This window comes from Klebsiella sp. (assembly GCF_027492335.1).
GTDB lineage: Bacteria > Pseudomonadota > Gammaproteobacteria > Enterobacterales > Enterobacteriaceae > Klebsiella > Klebsiella huaxiensis.
The window spans coordinates 77,097-92,690 of record NZ_JAPUEW010000032.1; the positions used below are offsets into that span (position 1 = coordinate 77,097).

At 53.5% G+C, this 15,594-nt stretch carries 13 protein-coding genes; 4 read left to right on the plus strand and 9 right to left on the minus strand.

Translation table 11 applies throughout. The features are described 5' to 3' along the window. Positions 1-10: 10 nt before the first annotated feature. From ttrA to ttrB, 3 genes are read right to left on the minus strand one after another with little or no spacing between them, the layout of a single operon-like run. Positions 11-3,076, minus strand: a complete 3,066-nt coding sequence (gene ttrA / locus QVF11_RS09765; RefSeq protein WP_287856598.1) for a tetrathionate reductase subunit TtrA — start codon at positions 3,074-3,076, stop codon at positions 11-13. Continuing rightward, positions 3,069-4,091 (minus strand): tetrathionate reductase subunit TtrC, encoded by a 1,023-nt coding sequence (gene ttrC, locus QVF11_RS09770; protein ID WP_287856600.1) that lies wholly within the window; start codon positions 4,089-4,091, stop codon positions 3,069-3,071. The genes ttrA and ttrC overlap by 8 nt, the downstream gene beginning before the upstream one ends. Then, entirely contained in the window at positions 4,092-4,820 is a 729-nt protein-coding gene (ttrB, locus tag QVF11_RS09775; protein WP_287856602.1) for a tetrathionate reductase subunit TtrB, read from the minus strand. Between the two features lie 160 nt (positions 4,821-4,980). On the opposite strand from ttrB, the gene ttrS reads away from it, so the two are divergent. The 4 genes from ttrS (at position 4,981) to QVF11_RS09795 (ending at position 10,560) form a co-directional block, all read left to right on the plus strand. Beyond that, a complete protein-coding gene (ttrS, locus tag QVF11_RS09780; RefSeq protein ID WP_462660470.1) occupies positions 4,981-6,771 on the plus strand; it encodes a tetrathionate respiration histidine kinase TtrS in 1,791 nt (596 codons plus the stop codon). Beyond that, on the plus strand, positions 6,746-7,330 hold the full coding sequence (gene ttrR, locus QVF11_RS09785; protein WP_287856604.1) for a tetrathionate respiration response regulator TtrR: 585 nt from the start codon (positions 6,746-6,748) through the stop codon (positions 7,328-7,330). Before ttrS ends, ttrR begins: the two co-directional genes overlap by 26 nt. A 163-nt stretch (positions 7,331-7,493) precedes the next feature. Further along, positions 7,494-8,552 carry a 7-bladed beta-propeller protein YncE gene (yncE, locus tag QVF11_RS09790; RefSeq protein ID WP_112214925.1) on the plus strand — a complete coding sequence of 353 codons (1,059 nt, stop codon included), beginning with the start codon at positions 7,494-7,496 and terminating at the stop codon, positions 8,550-8,552. 28 nt (positions 8,553-8,580) lie between these two features. Next, on the plus strand, positions 8,581-10,560 hold the full coding sequence (locus tag QVF11_RS09795; RefSeq protein WP_462660476.1) for a TonB-dependent receptor domain-containing protein: 1,980 nt from the start codon (positions 8,581-8,583) through the stop codon (positions 10,558-10,560). Between the two features lie 67 nt (positions 10,561-10,627). On the opposite strand, the gene QVF11_RS09800 is transcribed toward QVF11_RS09795, so the two are convergent. The 6 genes from QVF11_RS09800 to QVF11_RS09825 all read right to left on the minus strand — a co-directional run bounded on the left by QVF11_RS09800 (position 10,628) and on the right by QVF11_RS09825 (position 15,514). Further along, positions 10,628-11,680 carry a tyrosine-protein phosphatase gene (locus QVF11_RS09800; RefSeq protein ID WP_287856609.1) on the minus strand — a complete coding sequence of 351 codons (1,053 nt, stop codon included), beginning with the start codon at positions 11,678-11,680 and terminating at the stop codon, positions 10,628-10,630. 11 nt (positions 11,681-11,691) lie between these two features. Then, positions 11,692-12,543, minus strand: a complete 852-nt coding sequence (locus QVF11_RS09805) for a PTS system mannose/fructose/sorbose family transporter subunit IID (protein WP_110274618.1) — start codon at positions 12,541-12,543, stop codon at positions 11,692-11,694. After that, positions 12,540-13,334, minus strand: coding sequence for a PTS mannose/fructose/sorbose/N-acetylgalactosamine transporter subunit IIC (locus QVF11_RS09810; RefSeq protein WP_287856611.1), 795 nt, complete (start codon positions 13,332-13,334; stop codon positions 12,540-12,542). Before QVF11_RS09810 ends, QVF11_RS09805 begins: the two co-directional genes overlap by 4 nt. 42 nt (positions 13,335-13,376) lie before the next feature. Then, positions 13,377-13,847 carry a PTS system mannose/fructose/N-acetylgalactosamine-transporter subunit IIB gene (locus QVF11_RS09815; RefSeq protein ID WP_110274616.1) on the minus strand — a complete coding sequence of 157 codons (471 nt, stop codon included), beginning with the start codon at positions 13,845-13,847 and terminating at the stop codon, positions 13,377-13,379. Positions 13,848-13,858: 11 nt separating this feature from the next. Continuing rightward, positions 13,859-14,290: a PTS sugar transporter subunit IIA gene (locus QVF11_RS09820; RefSeq protein ID WP_112214919.1), complete on the minus strand. Its 432-nt coding sequence runs from the start codon at positions 14,288-14,290 to the stop codon at positions 13,859-13,861. Positions 14,291-14,497: 207 nt separating this feature from the next. Further along, the gene (locus QVF11_RS09825; RefSeq protein WP_287856614.1) at positions 14,498-15,514 is read right to left on the minus strand and encodes a MurR/RpiR family transcriptional regulator; all 1,017 of its coding nucleotides are present in this window, start codon (positions 15,512-15,514) and stop codon (positions 14,498-14,500) included. Between the last annotated feature and the right edge of the window lie 80 nt (positions 15,515-15,594).

Here is a 15,594-nt window from a genome sequence, read left to right on the forward strand (position 1 = left end):
AGGAAGAGCGCTACACCCGCTCAATCCTCGCCGGTAGCCCCTGGCGCACCGCAGCGCCGGAGACCCAGTCCAGCCAGGTGTTGCTGACCTCGCGCGTCGGATCGGCAAATCCCAGATCGTTAAGGTTAATACCGGATTTTATCTGCGCTGCAAACGGCAGCGCTTCGCCGTCGAGCGTGTGCTGAGCCGCGCCCATTTCCCGATGCCCATAGCCGTGCTCAATGGCAATAACGCCGGGCATCACGCCGCTTAACAGACTGATTTCGGCTTCGACCTGGCCGCCGGGTGTTGAAATACGGACTCTGTCGCCGTGACTCACCCCGTAACGGTTGCCGTCCTGCGGATTCAGCGCCACCAGGTTTGTCGGCTTAAGGTGATGCAAGCGCGGGATCACCGTCGAGGCGCTGGCCATGGTGTTGGATTTAAACGAGATCAGTTTTAGCGGCCACTGCTGCGCTGGAAAAAGTTCATCTACCGAACGTCCGTCAGACAATCTGGCCGGGTACCATGCCGGACAGCCACTGTAGCGCTCGCCGGTGATGGCGTGGCGATGTGCCGCCACCTGCGCATTCCAGATTTGCAGCGGTTTTTCCCACTGGTTGCCGACGCGACCATCAGTCCGCCCGCTTTTATCGGGGGCGAAGCGCCCGCCGCGCGAATAGATAAAGGCCACACGGCGGACTTCATCCGCTTTCAGGGTCTGGCTAATAACGGGCAAAATACGCTGCACACCGCTTAGCGTAAGATCCTCCGCGTTGGCTTCGGCAACCGGCCCTTTACCCATAAACGCAATATTAGCGGCCATACGCAGGTAATAGTCTTCGGCCCGGTTGAGCGGATGACGGTTACCCTTAACATCGGTGATGGCGTTGTCACCAAACCCCGGTAGATTCAGGCGCTTTGCCACCGCGATACAAAATGACTCCATCGACACAGGCTCACCGTCAGCGGTTCTGGCGGTGGCGGAAGGGACAATCGGCCAGCGGGCAGTAGTGGCTTTACTGGCGACACCGGCCCACGGGGCGCTGAACCCCCAGCTTTCGAAGTTGTGAGTATCCGGAACGATATAGTCGGCCAGCGCGGTGGTTTCGTTCATAAAGGCATCGATGGCGACAAACAGCGGCAGGCGTTGCGGATCTTTCAGTTTCTCTTCAGCCACCGCGCGGAGTCCCGGAACGCCGTACAGCGGGTTGGTCATATTGGAGATCCACGCCTTCAGCGGATATGGGTAACCCTCCAGCGCGGAGGTAAGCAGTTCGGTCAACTGCCCGGCAACGAACGGATACCACGGCGCTTTGGCCGGAAAGGGCGAAACGCCCGCCACCACTTTGTTGCGATACTCTTCCGAGGACTCATATGCGGTTTTACTGCGCGCGATGCTCAGCCCCTTTGGCTTCACTTTGCCGGGGAAGCTCTCCATGTTGTAACGAGGACCGTCGGTCGCGCCGTTAAACTTGCCGCCGCCGACGAACACACCGCCTTGCAGGCTGAGATTGCCGATCAGCGCGTTAAGCATCATCACCGCCCAGGCGTTATAAAAACCGTTCCCGGCCATCATCCCACCGTGGGTGATCACGGCGGCCTGGCGTCCGTGAGCGGTGAACGCCTGCGCCAGGGCGACTATTTTCTTCTCCGGAACGCCGCACTGCTGGCTGTACTGTGCGAGGGTAAGCTTTTCAGCCGACTCTTTCAGCAACTGAAAGCTGCTTTTGACCGTGACCGTTTGTCCACTGACAAGCGTAAGCTGGCGGGTAACAAAGAGCATTGCGCGGGGGCAGTCGCTGGCGGCGACAAGTTCACCGCTATCACTGACCACCACCAGTTCGCTGGCAGCGTTCGCGTTCAGGTGGGCAAGGGTTAAATGCTGCCCGGTAAGCTCCGGCAGTTCATCGGTAATCACCAGATGGGTGGCGTTGCTCCAGCTTTTTTCACCAGCCTGCTGCATTGCCTGCGCGCCCGGTATTACCAGATAGTCAGCGTTGTAACGCTGGTTTTCGATAATCCAGCGAATCATCGCCATTGCCAGCGCCGAATCGCTCCCGGGGATCACCGGCAGCCAGCGTCCGCGATCGTCAGCCATCACCGTGGTAAGCGGCAGTGCCGGTGCGACAACCACATACTGAAAATCATCGCGCAGGCGGGCGCTGGCGAGCTGTCTGGCCTGACGTTTAAACGGGTTACCGGATTGCGCGGGCGAGGTCCCCATAAACAGAGCAAACTTGACGTTATCCCAGTCGGGTTTCACGTGCGGGTTTTTATCCAGATCGCCCATTAACGCCCCGGAACCTGCACGATAGGCCAGTCCGCAGTACGAGCCGTGGGCGCCGAAGTTTTTGCTGCCGAAACTGTTCAGCGCGAAGCGGCGCAGAAAGGTATCGCGCCCGTCGTCGCTGGTATTGGTGACCAGCAGCTGGTTGGATTTCGGACCAAACCCCGGATGCTGCGGATCGATGGGCGTCGTCAGGGAATAAATCGCCTGCAGGCCGTCAACGTGCCCTTCACCAAACAGATCGCCGCCTTCCACTATCTCTTTTACCAGCTGTTCAAAACTGATGCGCTGCCATTTCCCCTCGCCGCGTTTGCCCATGCGTTTCATTGGTTCAAGAATACGCAGCGGGCTGTACAGCCCTTCCAGCAGCGTCGCCCCGCGGGCACAGGCGGTTGAGCGTCCATCAAGGCCATTTTCACCTGCCAGCTGTTCCATCGCGGCTGAAAAAGGCACCGCCGAGTCGATGTGATGTTCATGGGAAAGCGGATGATAGGGATTGCCCGCAATGCGCAGCACTTTGCCTTTCTCGCTATCCACTCTCACCCGTACACCGCACTGCGTCCAGCAGCCGAAACATTGGGTCATCGAGATGACCTGTTGTAAATTTTGCCGCCATCCGGTATTGGCATTAGCTTCCGGGATCAGGGCATTGCCGAAGAGCCGGTCGCGGGTGATTTTACCGGAAGTGCCGTTAAGCAGGCCGTCGATGGCGCGCTTTGCCACATCACGATAGCTCAGAGCGAAGGTTGCTATTCCGCCTGCGGCAAGGCCGACTTTAAGCCACTGACGACGGGTTAAATTAGCCATGTTGCATTCTCCTTGCGAGTCCGTTCACGGTTTCACTAACGATAATAAGCAGCGCTATCCACAGGCCAAACGTCCCGAGGATAGCCAGCCAGCCATCGGTCCCGGCGGGCAGAGTGTAAGGGTTGAACTGGGCGTTAAATTTCGGCAGGGTCTGCACCTGAATCAGCAGCGTCCATCGCATTAACCAGCACAGCGCCATGGCGCTGAGGACCAGCACACTGCGCAACGGCAACCGCAACGGGCAGCGCAGCGCCTGTGTGCAAAAGAGCAGCGAAATCACCCAGAAGGTCAGCCAGCCGAGTGCGTAATGGCGGGCCGAGGACGAGATCGCCAACCATTGCCGTATCGCGGTGCCGGACAGGGTATCGCCGCTGATCCACATCACCACCACCACGGCCAGCAGAATCAGCGCCGAGAGCTGCCACCGTGCCAGGCGTCTCTGAAGGGGAAAATCATCGCGTGTTGCCACAATCAGCAGGGCGAAAAAGGTTTGCAGAGCGCTGAAGAACATCGCCAGTGGGAAGGCATAGCTGAACCAGACCGGACGTGCCTGAACCACAGAAACTTCACGCCCTGTATAGACCAGCAGGCCAACCGCCGTGAGGGCACTGGCAAGAGCAATCCATTTGGTGACACTGTAACTTTTGTTGAAGAGCTGCTTGACCCACTGCGCCACAAACCACAAGCCTAAAAACAACGTGAACAGCGGCAGGAACAGCGCGCCCCAGGGCATCCAGGACCAGGGGGTGGGATAGGCGTAGAAATGCCAGAAGCGAGCGGTCTGATGCAGATCCGCCGTCAGCGCCAGCGGGGCGGTAATGGCGCAGGTCAGGGCGATCAGCAGCGTCAGGTTTTCCAGCTTCGGGTTCTGATTTTTACGCCAGTGGAGCGCGCAGCCAAAGAGCGCGGCGCAGGCGGCAATGCCGATGAAAAAGAAGTACTGCACCGCCCACGGTAGCCAGCTCACTTCCTGCGGACGCGCCAGCACCTCTTCGATGATCAATGTGTGTGTCATTCAGATCTCCTGCCAGAGTGCGGGTTGAGCATGGCCCATCAGAGGCGTCACAAACGCCTCATCCAGCCCGAGATAGAAAACGTGGGGTAAGGTGCCGTTTTCCGGCTTCAGTACCTTGATGGTGTCATGGTTCAAGGCGAGCATCTGCGAGATGCGGCTCTGGCGATCGTTGATATCACCGATGACGCGCGCGCCGCCAACGCAGGACTCCACGCAGGCGGGGAGCAGCCCGGCTTCCAGACGGTGAACGCAGAAAGTGCATTTATCGGCGGTCTGTGTCTCATGATTGATAAAACGTGCATCGTAGGGACAAGCCTGCACGCAGTAGGCGCAGCCCACGCAGCGGGTGTTATCCACCACCACAATGCCGTCTTCACGCTGAAAAGTGGCCTGTACCGGGCAGACCGGCACGCAGGGCGGATTATCACAGTGGTTACACAGTCGCGGGAGCAGAACGTTGGTCACCTCATCATCAAGCTGCACCTGATACTGGTTGACGTGAGTGCGAAACTCCCCCTGCGGCGTCTGATTTTCTATCGCACAGCTGACGGTGCAGGCCTGACAACCGATACAGCGGCGCAGATCGACGAGCATCGCGTAGCGGTGGCGAGGGGAACCTTCACGGCGCTCCGGCGAAAAGGGGAATTTCGCCTGCGCCAGCGGAACCAGAGACGCGCCGGCGCTGAGAACGCCCAGCTGCGCCAGAAACTGTCGTTTACTGCTGTCCATTTTTTCTCCCTCACGCGGCAACAACTAAACATTTGTCACGTCGTTGGTTTGCGTGTGATGAATAAAGAATGTTGATGATTTACAGTGTAAAAATCGTGGCGGGGGTAGCTCTATTGTGGTTAACCACATACCCGGCGGGTTGTTGATCTAAAACAACATAATGAACAGGGATAATCGGGTGAGAGCAAAAAAACGGCGACGTCTGGCGCTGCTGGCATCGGCATTACTGCTCAATGCTCAGGCATGGGCGGACTCATGGAATATCGGCGTTCTGGCGATGCGGGGCGAGGTTTTTACCCGCAGCCACTGGCAGCCGCTGGAAGCCACACTCAATCAACAGTTACCGGATCAGCAGTTTCATATTCAGCCGCTGGATCTACAGCAGATGCAGGAAGCGGTGAATAAGGGTTCCGTGCAGTTTGTGGTGACTAATCCGGCGCAGTTTGTGCAGTTGAATAGCCACTCTCCGCTGCGCTGGCTGGCGTCTTTACGCTCATCGCCCGGAACGGGCAACGTGATAGGTAGCGTGATTTTAACGCGTCGCAATAGCGGTATTTCGTCAGCGAGCGACCTGATCGGCAAGACGGTAGGTGCCATCGATCCCCAGGCTTTCGGCGGTTATTTGCTGGGAGTGAAGGCGCTGAGCGATGCCGGGCTGAGGCCGGAGCGCGACCTCCATCTGCGTTTTACCGGCTTTCCCGCCGATGCGCTGATCTATCTGCTGCGCGAACAGGTGGTGCAGGCGGCGATTGTGCCGGTCTGCCTGCTGGAAAAAATGGCCGACGAAGGGCTGGTGAATAAAGCTGATTTTGTGGCGGTTATTCGCCGTCCTGCGGTCATTCCTTGCCTGACCAGTACGCCGCTATATCCCGACTGGTCGTTTGCGGCGCTTCCCGAAGTCAGCGATGCGCTGGCCGATCGGGTGACCCGTGCATTGTTTAATGCACCGGAGGATGCCGCTTTTCACTGGGGCGCGTCGGCCTCGACCAGCCAGGTAGAAGCGCTGCTGCGCGAGGTCAGGCAGCATCCCCAGCAGCGGCGGCTGTGGCTGGATGTTAAAAGCTGGCTGATCCAGCACCGGTTCATCGTGGGCGGAACCGTGCTGTCCCTGTTGCTGCTGACGCTAAACTATATCTGGGTGATGCTGCTGGTGCGACGGCGCGGCAGGCAGTTGGAACGCAACGCCGTGCAGTTGCGCGAGCAGGAGCAGGCCCTGGAAACGGCAAGGCAGATGAGCGTCCTGGGTGAAATGACCTCGGGCTTCGCCCACGAACTGAATCAACCGCTGTCAGCCATCCGCCATTATGCGCAAGGGTGTACGATCCGTTTGCAGAAACAGGATCTGCAGCATCCGTTGCTGCCCGCGCTGGAGCATATTGACCATCAGGCCCAGCGCGGGGCGGATACGTTACGTAATCTGCGCCACTGGGTCAGTCAGGCGCAAGGGGAGCCCATTCTGGCGAATGAGTGGGAACAGATTAGCGTTCGCCAGGCGATTGACCATGTCTGGCAGTGGCTGCGCGTGCCGCAGCAATTTCCCCAACTGCTGCTGAATAGCGATGTCGATCGTTCAGTGACGCTCGTATTGCCGCCGGTACTGCTGGAGCAGGTGCTGGCGAATCTGATCCTCAACGCGGCGCAGGCGGGGGCGAAAATGCTGTGGATCAGCGCCGTCCGGAAACCTGGTGTCGTCAGTATCACCTTGCAGGACAACGGCGGCGGTATTGATGATGCGCAACTGAGTCAGGTATTTCAGCCTTTTAAAACCCGTCGGAAAGAGGGAATGGGGCTGGGATTAGTGATTTGTCAGCGTCTGGTGCGCTTCGCCCGGGGGGAGATCAACATCATCAACCGAGCCGCACCTGACGGGCAAAACGGCATTGCCGTCATGCTGAATTTTTCGCAACAAGAGGACAAGAGAGGCCATGGCGATAATTCATCTGCTGGATGATGATCTGGCGGTCACCAGCGCATGCGCATTTCTGCTGGAAAGCCTGGGTTATGAAGCGTTGTGCTGGGAAGAGGGGGAAACATTTCTGGCCCAGGCCGACCTCTATCAGACCGGCGTGGTGCTGTTGGATATGCGAATGCCGGTGCTTGACGGTCAGGGCGTTCATGAGGCGCTACGTCAGCGTGACAGTACGCTGGCGGTGGTGTTTCTGACCGGGCATGGCGACGTACCAATGGCGGTAGAGCAGATGAAGCGCGGGGCGGTGGATTTTCTGCAAAAACCGGTTTCTGCCCAGCCGCTGCAAATCGCACTGGATCGTGCGCTGGTGGTCTCCGGCGAGGCATTCTTGCGGCAGAAAATTGTGGCCAGCTATCAGCAACTGACGCCCAAAGAGCGTGAACTGGCTCTGCTGGTGGTGAAAGGGCTGATGAACCGGGAGATTGCGGAGATGATGAACATTGCTGTGCGTACGGTAGAGGTGCATCGGGCAAGAGTGATGGAGAAGATGCAGGCGGGGAGTCTGGCGGAATTAGTCCGGATATTACAGCAAGTTATGTAGTTAATCCTCTGCGTGACCTGTAGCCTTTCAGCGCACGTGTAAACCGCTGCCGCTTTGATTACAACACAAAATTTGGTAGGGAATATGGAGGATCTCTCAATTGCAAATGATATTCGTTTTCATTATTGTTTGCATTCCGTAAACTACTGTAAAGAAAAATTACATGTCTACTGCATCTGTAAAGAGAGCCACGCTCTGCGCGCTGGCCGTTTCGCTTTCTCTTCATGTTCTCTCTGCATCGGCAAAGGATTTCAGCGAGAAGGATTTCCGCTCACAGCCATTGGGTCATGGGGTTTATGAGCTGGCCTATGATAACGGTCAGAAGACGATCTTTGCCGCCTCGGCACCCTCCTTTGAGAAAGATAAAACGGCCGGCGTGGTATTTCGCCTGGCCGCCGACTCCTTGCAGATTAATGAGAAGATAGCCACCGAGCGGCGTACCTTTGCGCTCTCTCTGGATGAAGAAAATCATATCCTGTATTTGGGTAACGCCATGGACGGTTCAGTCACGCTTCTGGATACGCTGACCAACAAAGTGATTAAAACTATTCAGCTAAGCGATGATTCGGATCCTGATAAAAAGGCTCACGTTCGTGAAGTCGTGCTCGATAAGCAGAATCAGCGCCTGTATGTTTCCGGGATTGGACGTAAAGACAAAGGCCTGCTTTGGGTCGTCGATACGCGTAAACAACAGTTGCTGGAAACGATCGGCAAAATCGAGCCGGTGGGTTTTGCTGTGGATGCCGCGGGTGAGAAAGTTTATGTGGTCACCGGTAATGGGGAGCTGGTTACCCTTGATGGCAAAACATCGAAACTGCTTTCCCGCGTGAAGGTTGATCCAGCTGAAACTGAGCATTATTTCCTGAACATCGCCCTGAATAGCGCTGCGGGAGTCGGGTACATCGCTGATACCAATACCCGCGATGTGCTGGTGGTGCAACTGGACTCCGGCAAGCTGGTTCAGCGTATTGCCACACCTAACTCGATCGCGGTGCTGTATAACGCCGCACGCAATGAGATCTACGTTACCCATCGCAACGATCGCTCGATTAGCGTGATTGACGCGAAAACCAACGGTGTCAAACACACTATCAAAACGGCGGCCATGCCCAACAGCCTGGTGCTTTCTGCGGATGGCAGAACGCTTTATGCCAGCGTCAAGCAGGACGAAAAAACCGACCAGGCTGACTACGTTCTCAAGATTGATCTAACCAAATTCTAAGGACTTTTTTGTGACGATTAAGACACGCATGGACGTGGCGATTGCGCTCGCCTTCGCCAATCTGTCAGCGACCGTTTACGCAGCAGACAGCACGCCTATCAACGAAGAGCAGATGGTGGTGACCGCCACCGGATTCAGCCAGGAGAGACGCGAGGCACCCGCGACGATCTCGGTGCTCGATGAGAAAGCGCTGAATACCCGTTCGAATCAGAACGTGACGGAAGCCATCCGTGAAATGCCGGGTGTGCTGGTGGGTAACGGTCACGGCAGCCTGGCAACCGGCGATGTGCAGATGCGCGGTATGGATTCGTCGTATACCTCGTTTATGGTCAACGGCATCAAGCAGTCTACCCGCGAATCCCGGCCTTACGGACACCATATCGGGACTGAGGCGGCCTTTATGCCGCCGCTGGCCGCTATCGAACGGGTTGAGGTGATTCGCGGGCCGATGTCTTCGCTGTATGGTTCGGACTCCATCGGCGGCGTGGTTAACGTCATCACCAAGAAGGCTTACAACCTCGATAAATGGACGGGAGTGCTGGAGGATAATTACTTCCTGCAGGAGAAAAGCGAATACGGTAATACCAACCAGACCAACGCTTTCTTTATGGGGCCGGTGATCCCGGGCAAGCTCGGGGTGAGCGTAGGGGCGGATTATCTTGACCGCCGCGATGATGATAGTCCGACCAAAGAACGTTTTGTTAAACATCAGGCAGGGAATCTGGATGCAACGATTTCTATGTCGCCCACCGATACTCAGCTTTGGGATCTGAACGCCTCCAAAGGCAATCAGGAGAAAACCCATAACGATAAGCAGTGGTACTGGGGCTTTGACCGCGATGCGGCCTCACTTTCACAGCACGCCTGGTACGGCGATGACCTCATAGAAGTGAAGAACTTTATCAGCTACGAGAAAGCCCGCACGGAGTATCGCGTGCCCGGCATGGATTCGCAGTTTATTAAGCAGAATAACTTCGAAGCCAATAGTGCGAACACCTTTACGCTGGCCGATCACAAGTTAACGCTGGGCGTGAACTTTACGCGCAATGAACTGAATGACACCTTCGGCATAGAAGACAAACAGGCACCTGGCGTAACCCCGGTCAGCAAGATCACCCGCCACGGTTGGGCGGTATTTGCGGAAGACGCGTGGATGATTGTGCCGGACTTCACGCTGACGACCTCGGCGCGTCTGGATCATGATAGTTATTTTGGCTATCACGTGACGCCGAAGCTGTACGGTAACTGGACTATCGATGAGGCCTGGGCGCTGAAAGGGGGTGTTTCCGCGGGTTATAAGAAGCCGGACCTGCGTCAGAATAATGCCGGTTTTACCAGCGTCTATGGTGCTTATCCCTATTCTGAAATCGGTATTGGTAATGATGACCTGAAGCCGGAACAGAGTATCAACACCGAACTGGGCGTGTACTGGCAGAAAGATGCGCTGGCGCTGGATGCCACCATCTTCCATACCAAATTCAAGGACAAAATCAGCGATCACACCATCTGTACTTCCTCTGCTACCCAGCAGTGTCAATACAATGGCTATACCGCTGACACCGTGTCGCAATACATTAACGTGGGTGATGCGGAGATTTATGGTCTGGAGCTAAACGGCGACTGGCAGGCCACCGCCGCGTTGAAAGCCAACGTGAACTACACCTATACGCACAGTGAGCAGAAAAGCGGTGACTATAAGGGTTATGCGCTGAGCGATTTCCCAAGCAGCATGGCCAACGTATCACTAACCTGGAATACGACGAACGATCTGGAACTGTGGACCAAGGCGAGCTGGCGTAGCAATTCGCCGGATATTGGCAAATCCAGTTCAACAGAGGCCTATGCGCTGGTTGATTTAGGTGCGCGTTATCACCTGAATAAGCACGTTACGCTGATGAGCGGTATCTACAATCTATTTAATGTGAATCCGATTTACACCACGTCATATCGGCAAACGTCGATGCTCGAAGGGCGGCGTTATAATTTCGGCGGCCGCATTGAGTTCTAAAGAGAAGCCTCCATGCTGGCGCTGGAGGCTTACTTATACCTATATTTTCAATCAGCGCGTGATGGACTTATTCTAAATAATTTCCCTGCATTGTTTTAAAGTCAGCATCGCTAAAACCCAGCTCAGTTTTAATATAATTATTAACACTGCCGGACATGGCCTTCATGGCATTCAGTGCTTCAACAATAAACACTTCGCGGGTATCGATCAGCGTAAGTAAATAATCGAGAACATCCTGATTATCGGTAATCTGCCGATAGGCGGCCATTTTCACGTTGTTGCGCTCCAGGCGGTTAGCGCCGGTGAGCATATAGTCGGCAATAATGTCCTGCTCAGAAACGCCCAGCATGGAGAGAATCAGCAGGGCACCATAGCCGGTGCGATCCTTGCCACCGCGACAGTGCTGAATATTCGGCGTATTACCGGGGTCAAGCAGCACATTAACCATTGCCTTAAAAGCATTTTTTGACTTCTCACTGACCACGAAATTACGATACTGCTCAATAACCTGGCCTCCCTGACCATTAATTAATTCACCAGGGATATCGCTTATCACACTTTCTATCAGGGCACGATCCTCATTACTCGGTTCAGCGGCAAACTGGGCGGCTAACTCAGCGGTTTGCGCTGTAGCATCCAGGTGAAAAGTTTGATGTTCACCAATAGAGCAATTGGGGCTCTTAGCGATTTCATTGGCACTGCGGTAATCGATAATAGTTTTAACGTGCAAGCCTTCCAGATAGGTCCGGGCCTGAGGGTGCAGATTGTGCAAATGGTTGGAGCGGTAGAACATGCCCCATTTAACCCTTTTCCCCTCCGCGCCGATATAACCTCCCATGTCCCTGAAATTATTGATGCCGAATACCGGTAGGGTTCTTTCGGCAAACAGCCAGGATTTTCCCGCATGCTCAAGAATAAAATAGATACGTTGCTCTGCCTGCAAAGGGTCATCCAAATACACCGCGTCGACAGCACAGTCGGTAATAAGTTGGCGATCCGTTGCGTTGACATTATTTTCCCGCGTCCAGTAAAGTGCGGCGTTGTCCAGCGATGGTGAGAGGCGAACTTCAAGCTGCGTCAGATTTTTGCGAATAACTGAAAACTGCAATATTTCATTCATGCTTAATCCCTTTAATTTAAGATTCCCAATGTCGAGAAGATCACCCCAATAACCATCATGCCGACGATAAGAGCGACGGTATGTTTACCTTTAAACTTTTTGACCAGGAAAAAGATACCCAGAGCAAATAGCAGAGTGAGCAGATTGGGAATAACTTTGTCGAACATCTCTTGCACTTTGATCGACTGTTCACCTACAGCGATCACCAGCGGCGTTGACACTTTCACCGTGGTGGCTATTAGTGAGCCCAGTACCATGACGCCGACCACGTTGGCAACGTTGGAAATACGCTGAATAATATTTGAGTTTTTCGACTGTTCGATTAAATCGACGCCTTTATTGTAACCGTAGTGGATAAAGAAATACTTTGAGCCGACGTTGACGATGTTAAACAGAAGAAACATCAGAATAGGGCCGATAATATTTCCCTGGAGCGCAAACGCCGCACCAATACTGCCGCAGATCGGTAACCAGGTAAATTTTAGCAAGCTGTCGCCCAAACCAGCAAGGGGTCCCATAAGCCCGGCTTTTACCGAAACAACGGCTTCTTTTTCCTCTTCAGTGGTTTTTTCTTCGAGTGCGGCGGTAACGCCCATGATCAGCGCACCGGTATTCACCTGCGAGTTGTAAAACTCCAGATGGCGCTTCATGGCTTTAATGCGCGTGGCCTGATCGGCATCGGCATAGAGCCGCTCGAGAACCGGGATCATGCAGTGAGCAAAACCGATGGTCTGTAACTTCTCATAGTTAAAAGAGAATGACATTGACTGGATATTCCAGAAAATGCGGTTAAGGTCCTGCTTTGTCAGCTTTTTGTCCTGGGTTGAGGTGTCAACCACGCGATAAGAGGCAATGTCGCTCATAGGTCATATCCTTCTTCAGTCTCGGTATCGGGCTGTTTTTCTTTTTCCGTCGGTGGATTTGCGGCTTTATTACCATTGCTGTAGGCCATGTCATAAAGCACGGCAAAGGCCAGAGCGATAAAGGTGATAGGAATAATTGGCAACTTAAGGTAAGTCGTGAGCATGAAGCCGAGCAGGAAGAAGAACCACATCCGGCCTTTTAACAGCATTAAAAGCAGGATACATACGCCGATCGCGGGGATCATTTTGGCGGCGACACCCATTCCGGTCAGAATGCTTTCCGGGATAGCGGCCAGAATCCGCCCAACCAGGTCTCCGCCAAAATAGACGGCCAGGAAGCAGGGGACGGCGCGGATCAAAAACCACATCGGGGTGGAGAAATAGTGGATTTTGATAAGTTTGCTATAGTCACCATTCTGGATGGATTTCTCCGCCCAGACGTTCAGGAAGCTGGCGAAAGAACGCCAGACAATGAGAAGCTGCTGGCAGAGTATGGAAACCGGAACGGCGAGGGCGATGCCTGCGGCGATACCACCCTTAGAAGAAATACCCAATGCGACACCGATGATGGACCCGGCGATAACGTCAGGTGCTGAATACGCGCCGACGTTGCCAATTCCCATCCACATCAGTTCCAGCGTGGCACCGATTGCCAATCCCTGAACCATGTCGCCCATAATAATGCCGGCGACGGTTCCCGTCAGTAGCGGGCGTCGCAGCATCTGCGGCCCGACGTCGTCCAGCGAGCAGATACCTGCCCAGATGGCGACGAGAATAGCTTCAATTAACATAGCGTTATCCCTGGTTATTTAAAGTCGTCGTTCACGCTGGTGCTAAATTAACGTCCGTAGATCCACCACGGGATCTTTCGGTACCATCTGTATTTCCACGGGAATATTTCGGGCGATAATGGATTTAAATGCCTGTTCTTCTTCTGGCGTCACGGAGACGGCGCGGGAGAGTGTTCTTCGGCCTTCTTGCATTCGCATTCCCCCGACGTTAAGTTTTTCGATTTTTATTCCGTTTTCCACCAATGTATTGACGTCAATACTGTTGGTAAACAGCAGCATTGTGCGTCTTTTTATTTCCGTCTTTTGCAAGATTTCAATAAATTTCTGTACGCCGAATACTTGTACTTTTAATTCTGGCGGAGCTGACATCGTTAAAACAGACTGTTGAATTTTATCGGCGGCAACTTTGTCGTTGATGATCAGCACTTGTTCGATATCATGGTTCTTTACCCAAGTGGTAATAACCTGTCCATGAATAAGGCGGTCGTCAATTCTTGCAAGATTAATAGGCATAATAATTTCTCCTACAGATCGGTTGATTGTGTGCATTCTGCCTGTAACGTCTTCCCGACGTTAAAACAGCTACCCGGAAAAACTTCTTCGATAATTTCGCCAATCTCCTTGAGCGGCAAATCGCGGTTGCTGAGGACCTCCAGCAGCGTCGGGATATTGAACCCACAAAACAGTAAGATATCGTCGTAAGTGAGAAATAGCTCACTGGCTAAGTTGCAGGGTGAGCCCCCCATCATGTCAACGAGAATAACGACACCGTTTCCCTTATTGACCGCCTGGTAGGTTTCAAGCAGGGTGGCGCGAACGTCGTTGATGTTGCTCTCAGGTTGCAGTGATACAACAGCAATATTGTGCTGTTCACCAATGAGCATCTCCGCGCATGAGAGTGCGCCCTGAGCAAAGGGGCCGTGACTGACCAGAATGACAGGAACCTCAGTTTGCATGTTTTCTCCCGATCTGATTTATGAGTTACATTATTACTAAGTTTTTCTTTAATGTTAGTAATACTATTACTTTCAGATGCGCGAATACACAGGGCAAAAGCCCATTTATTCATTCTGCGAGGGTGATCACTCTTCAGGTATTCATCGCCGTATTGCGTTTACGACATCGCAACATGGCGAGGGAAAGGAGCTATAGCGCGGTATCTATCAGGATTTGTGATTCTGGTTGTAGAAACGCTGGGCGCGGTTTTGGGCTTGTTTCAGCAGCCGATCATCGTATTGCTGAACAAAGAGGTTCGTTACCAGCATATTAATGACCGAGAGCTGCGACATTTTCGAACGGATGGGGATCAGTCGCGACACGCTCTCACTAGTGATGGTATGCAGAAGAATCGTGGCGAGACCCGAGATGCGACTTTGACCCATTTTGGTGATGGCTATTGATGGGACGCCCAGTTGTTGCGCCATGGTTAGCAACTTAACCCCTTCGAGATTTTCACCAGAGTGGGAGATGATAATCACCAGATCATGTTCATCGAGCGTGTTTACGATGCTGTACTGGATGCTGTAATCAGGATGACAACTGACGTCCTTTTTTATTTTGATCAGCTGATACTCCAGTTCTCTTCCTACCAGTCCGCTGCTGCCGGCACCATAAATAACGATCTTATTGCTTTTCCGGATGAGCTTAATCGCCTGGTCGAGTTGCTCGACGTTAACGATAGCGTGGGTCTCGTCAATAGATGACTTTTCAATCAGCTGAATTTTATGGTTTACGCTCTCGATAGAATCATCAAGATTGATGTCTTCCTGCAAAATCTTTTCGTGATTGTGGCTACCTGAAGAGGTAATCAGGTCAATTTTGAGATCGCTGAAGCCCTGATAACCGAGTTTATGACAAAGGCGCAGTATGGTTGTCGTGCTCACATCGTTAGCCTTTGCCAGGGACTGAATGCTCATGCTCTTCAGCAACGGTTTATTCGCCAGAATATAATCAGCGACCAGGCGCTCTTTGGTGGACAGGCTATCGTTAATTTCTCTTAGCTTTAAATCAAGCATCTGGCCACCTTTACTGGAGTAGAATTTTCGTTGCCGAACATCATACAAGTTGATGTTGAGCCAATCAATTACCGCCTGAATTAACGTAAGGTGAGGGTGTTGTCCAGGCAACCACAGTGCAGGTAATATTTTTATCATCAGGTAGATTTGAATATTCGTGACCATTTTTCTATCAGGGAAATAGGGAAATTATTTTCAGGCAACGTGTGGCGGCAAAACGGTGGCTGGAGCGTTATCCCAGGTTG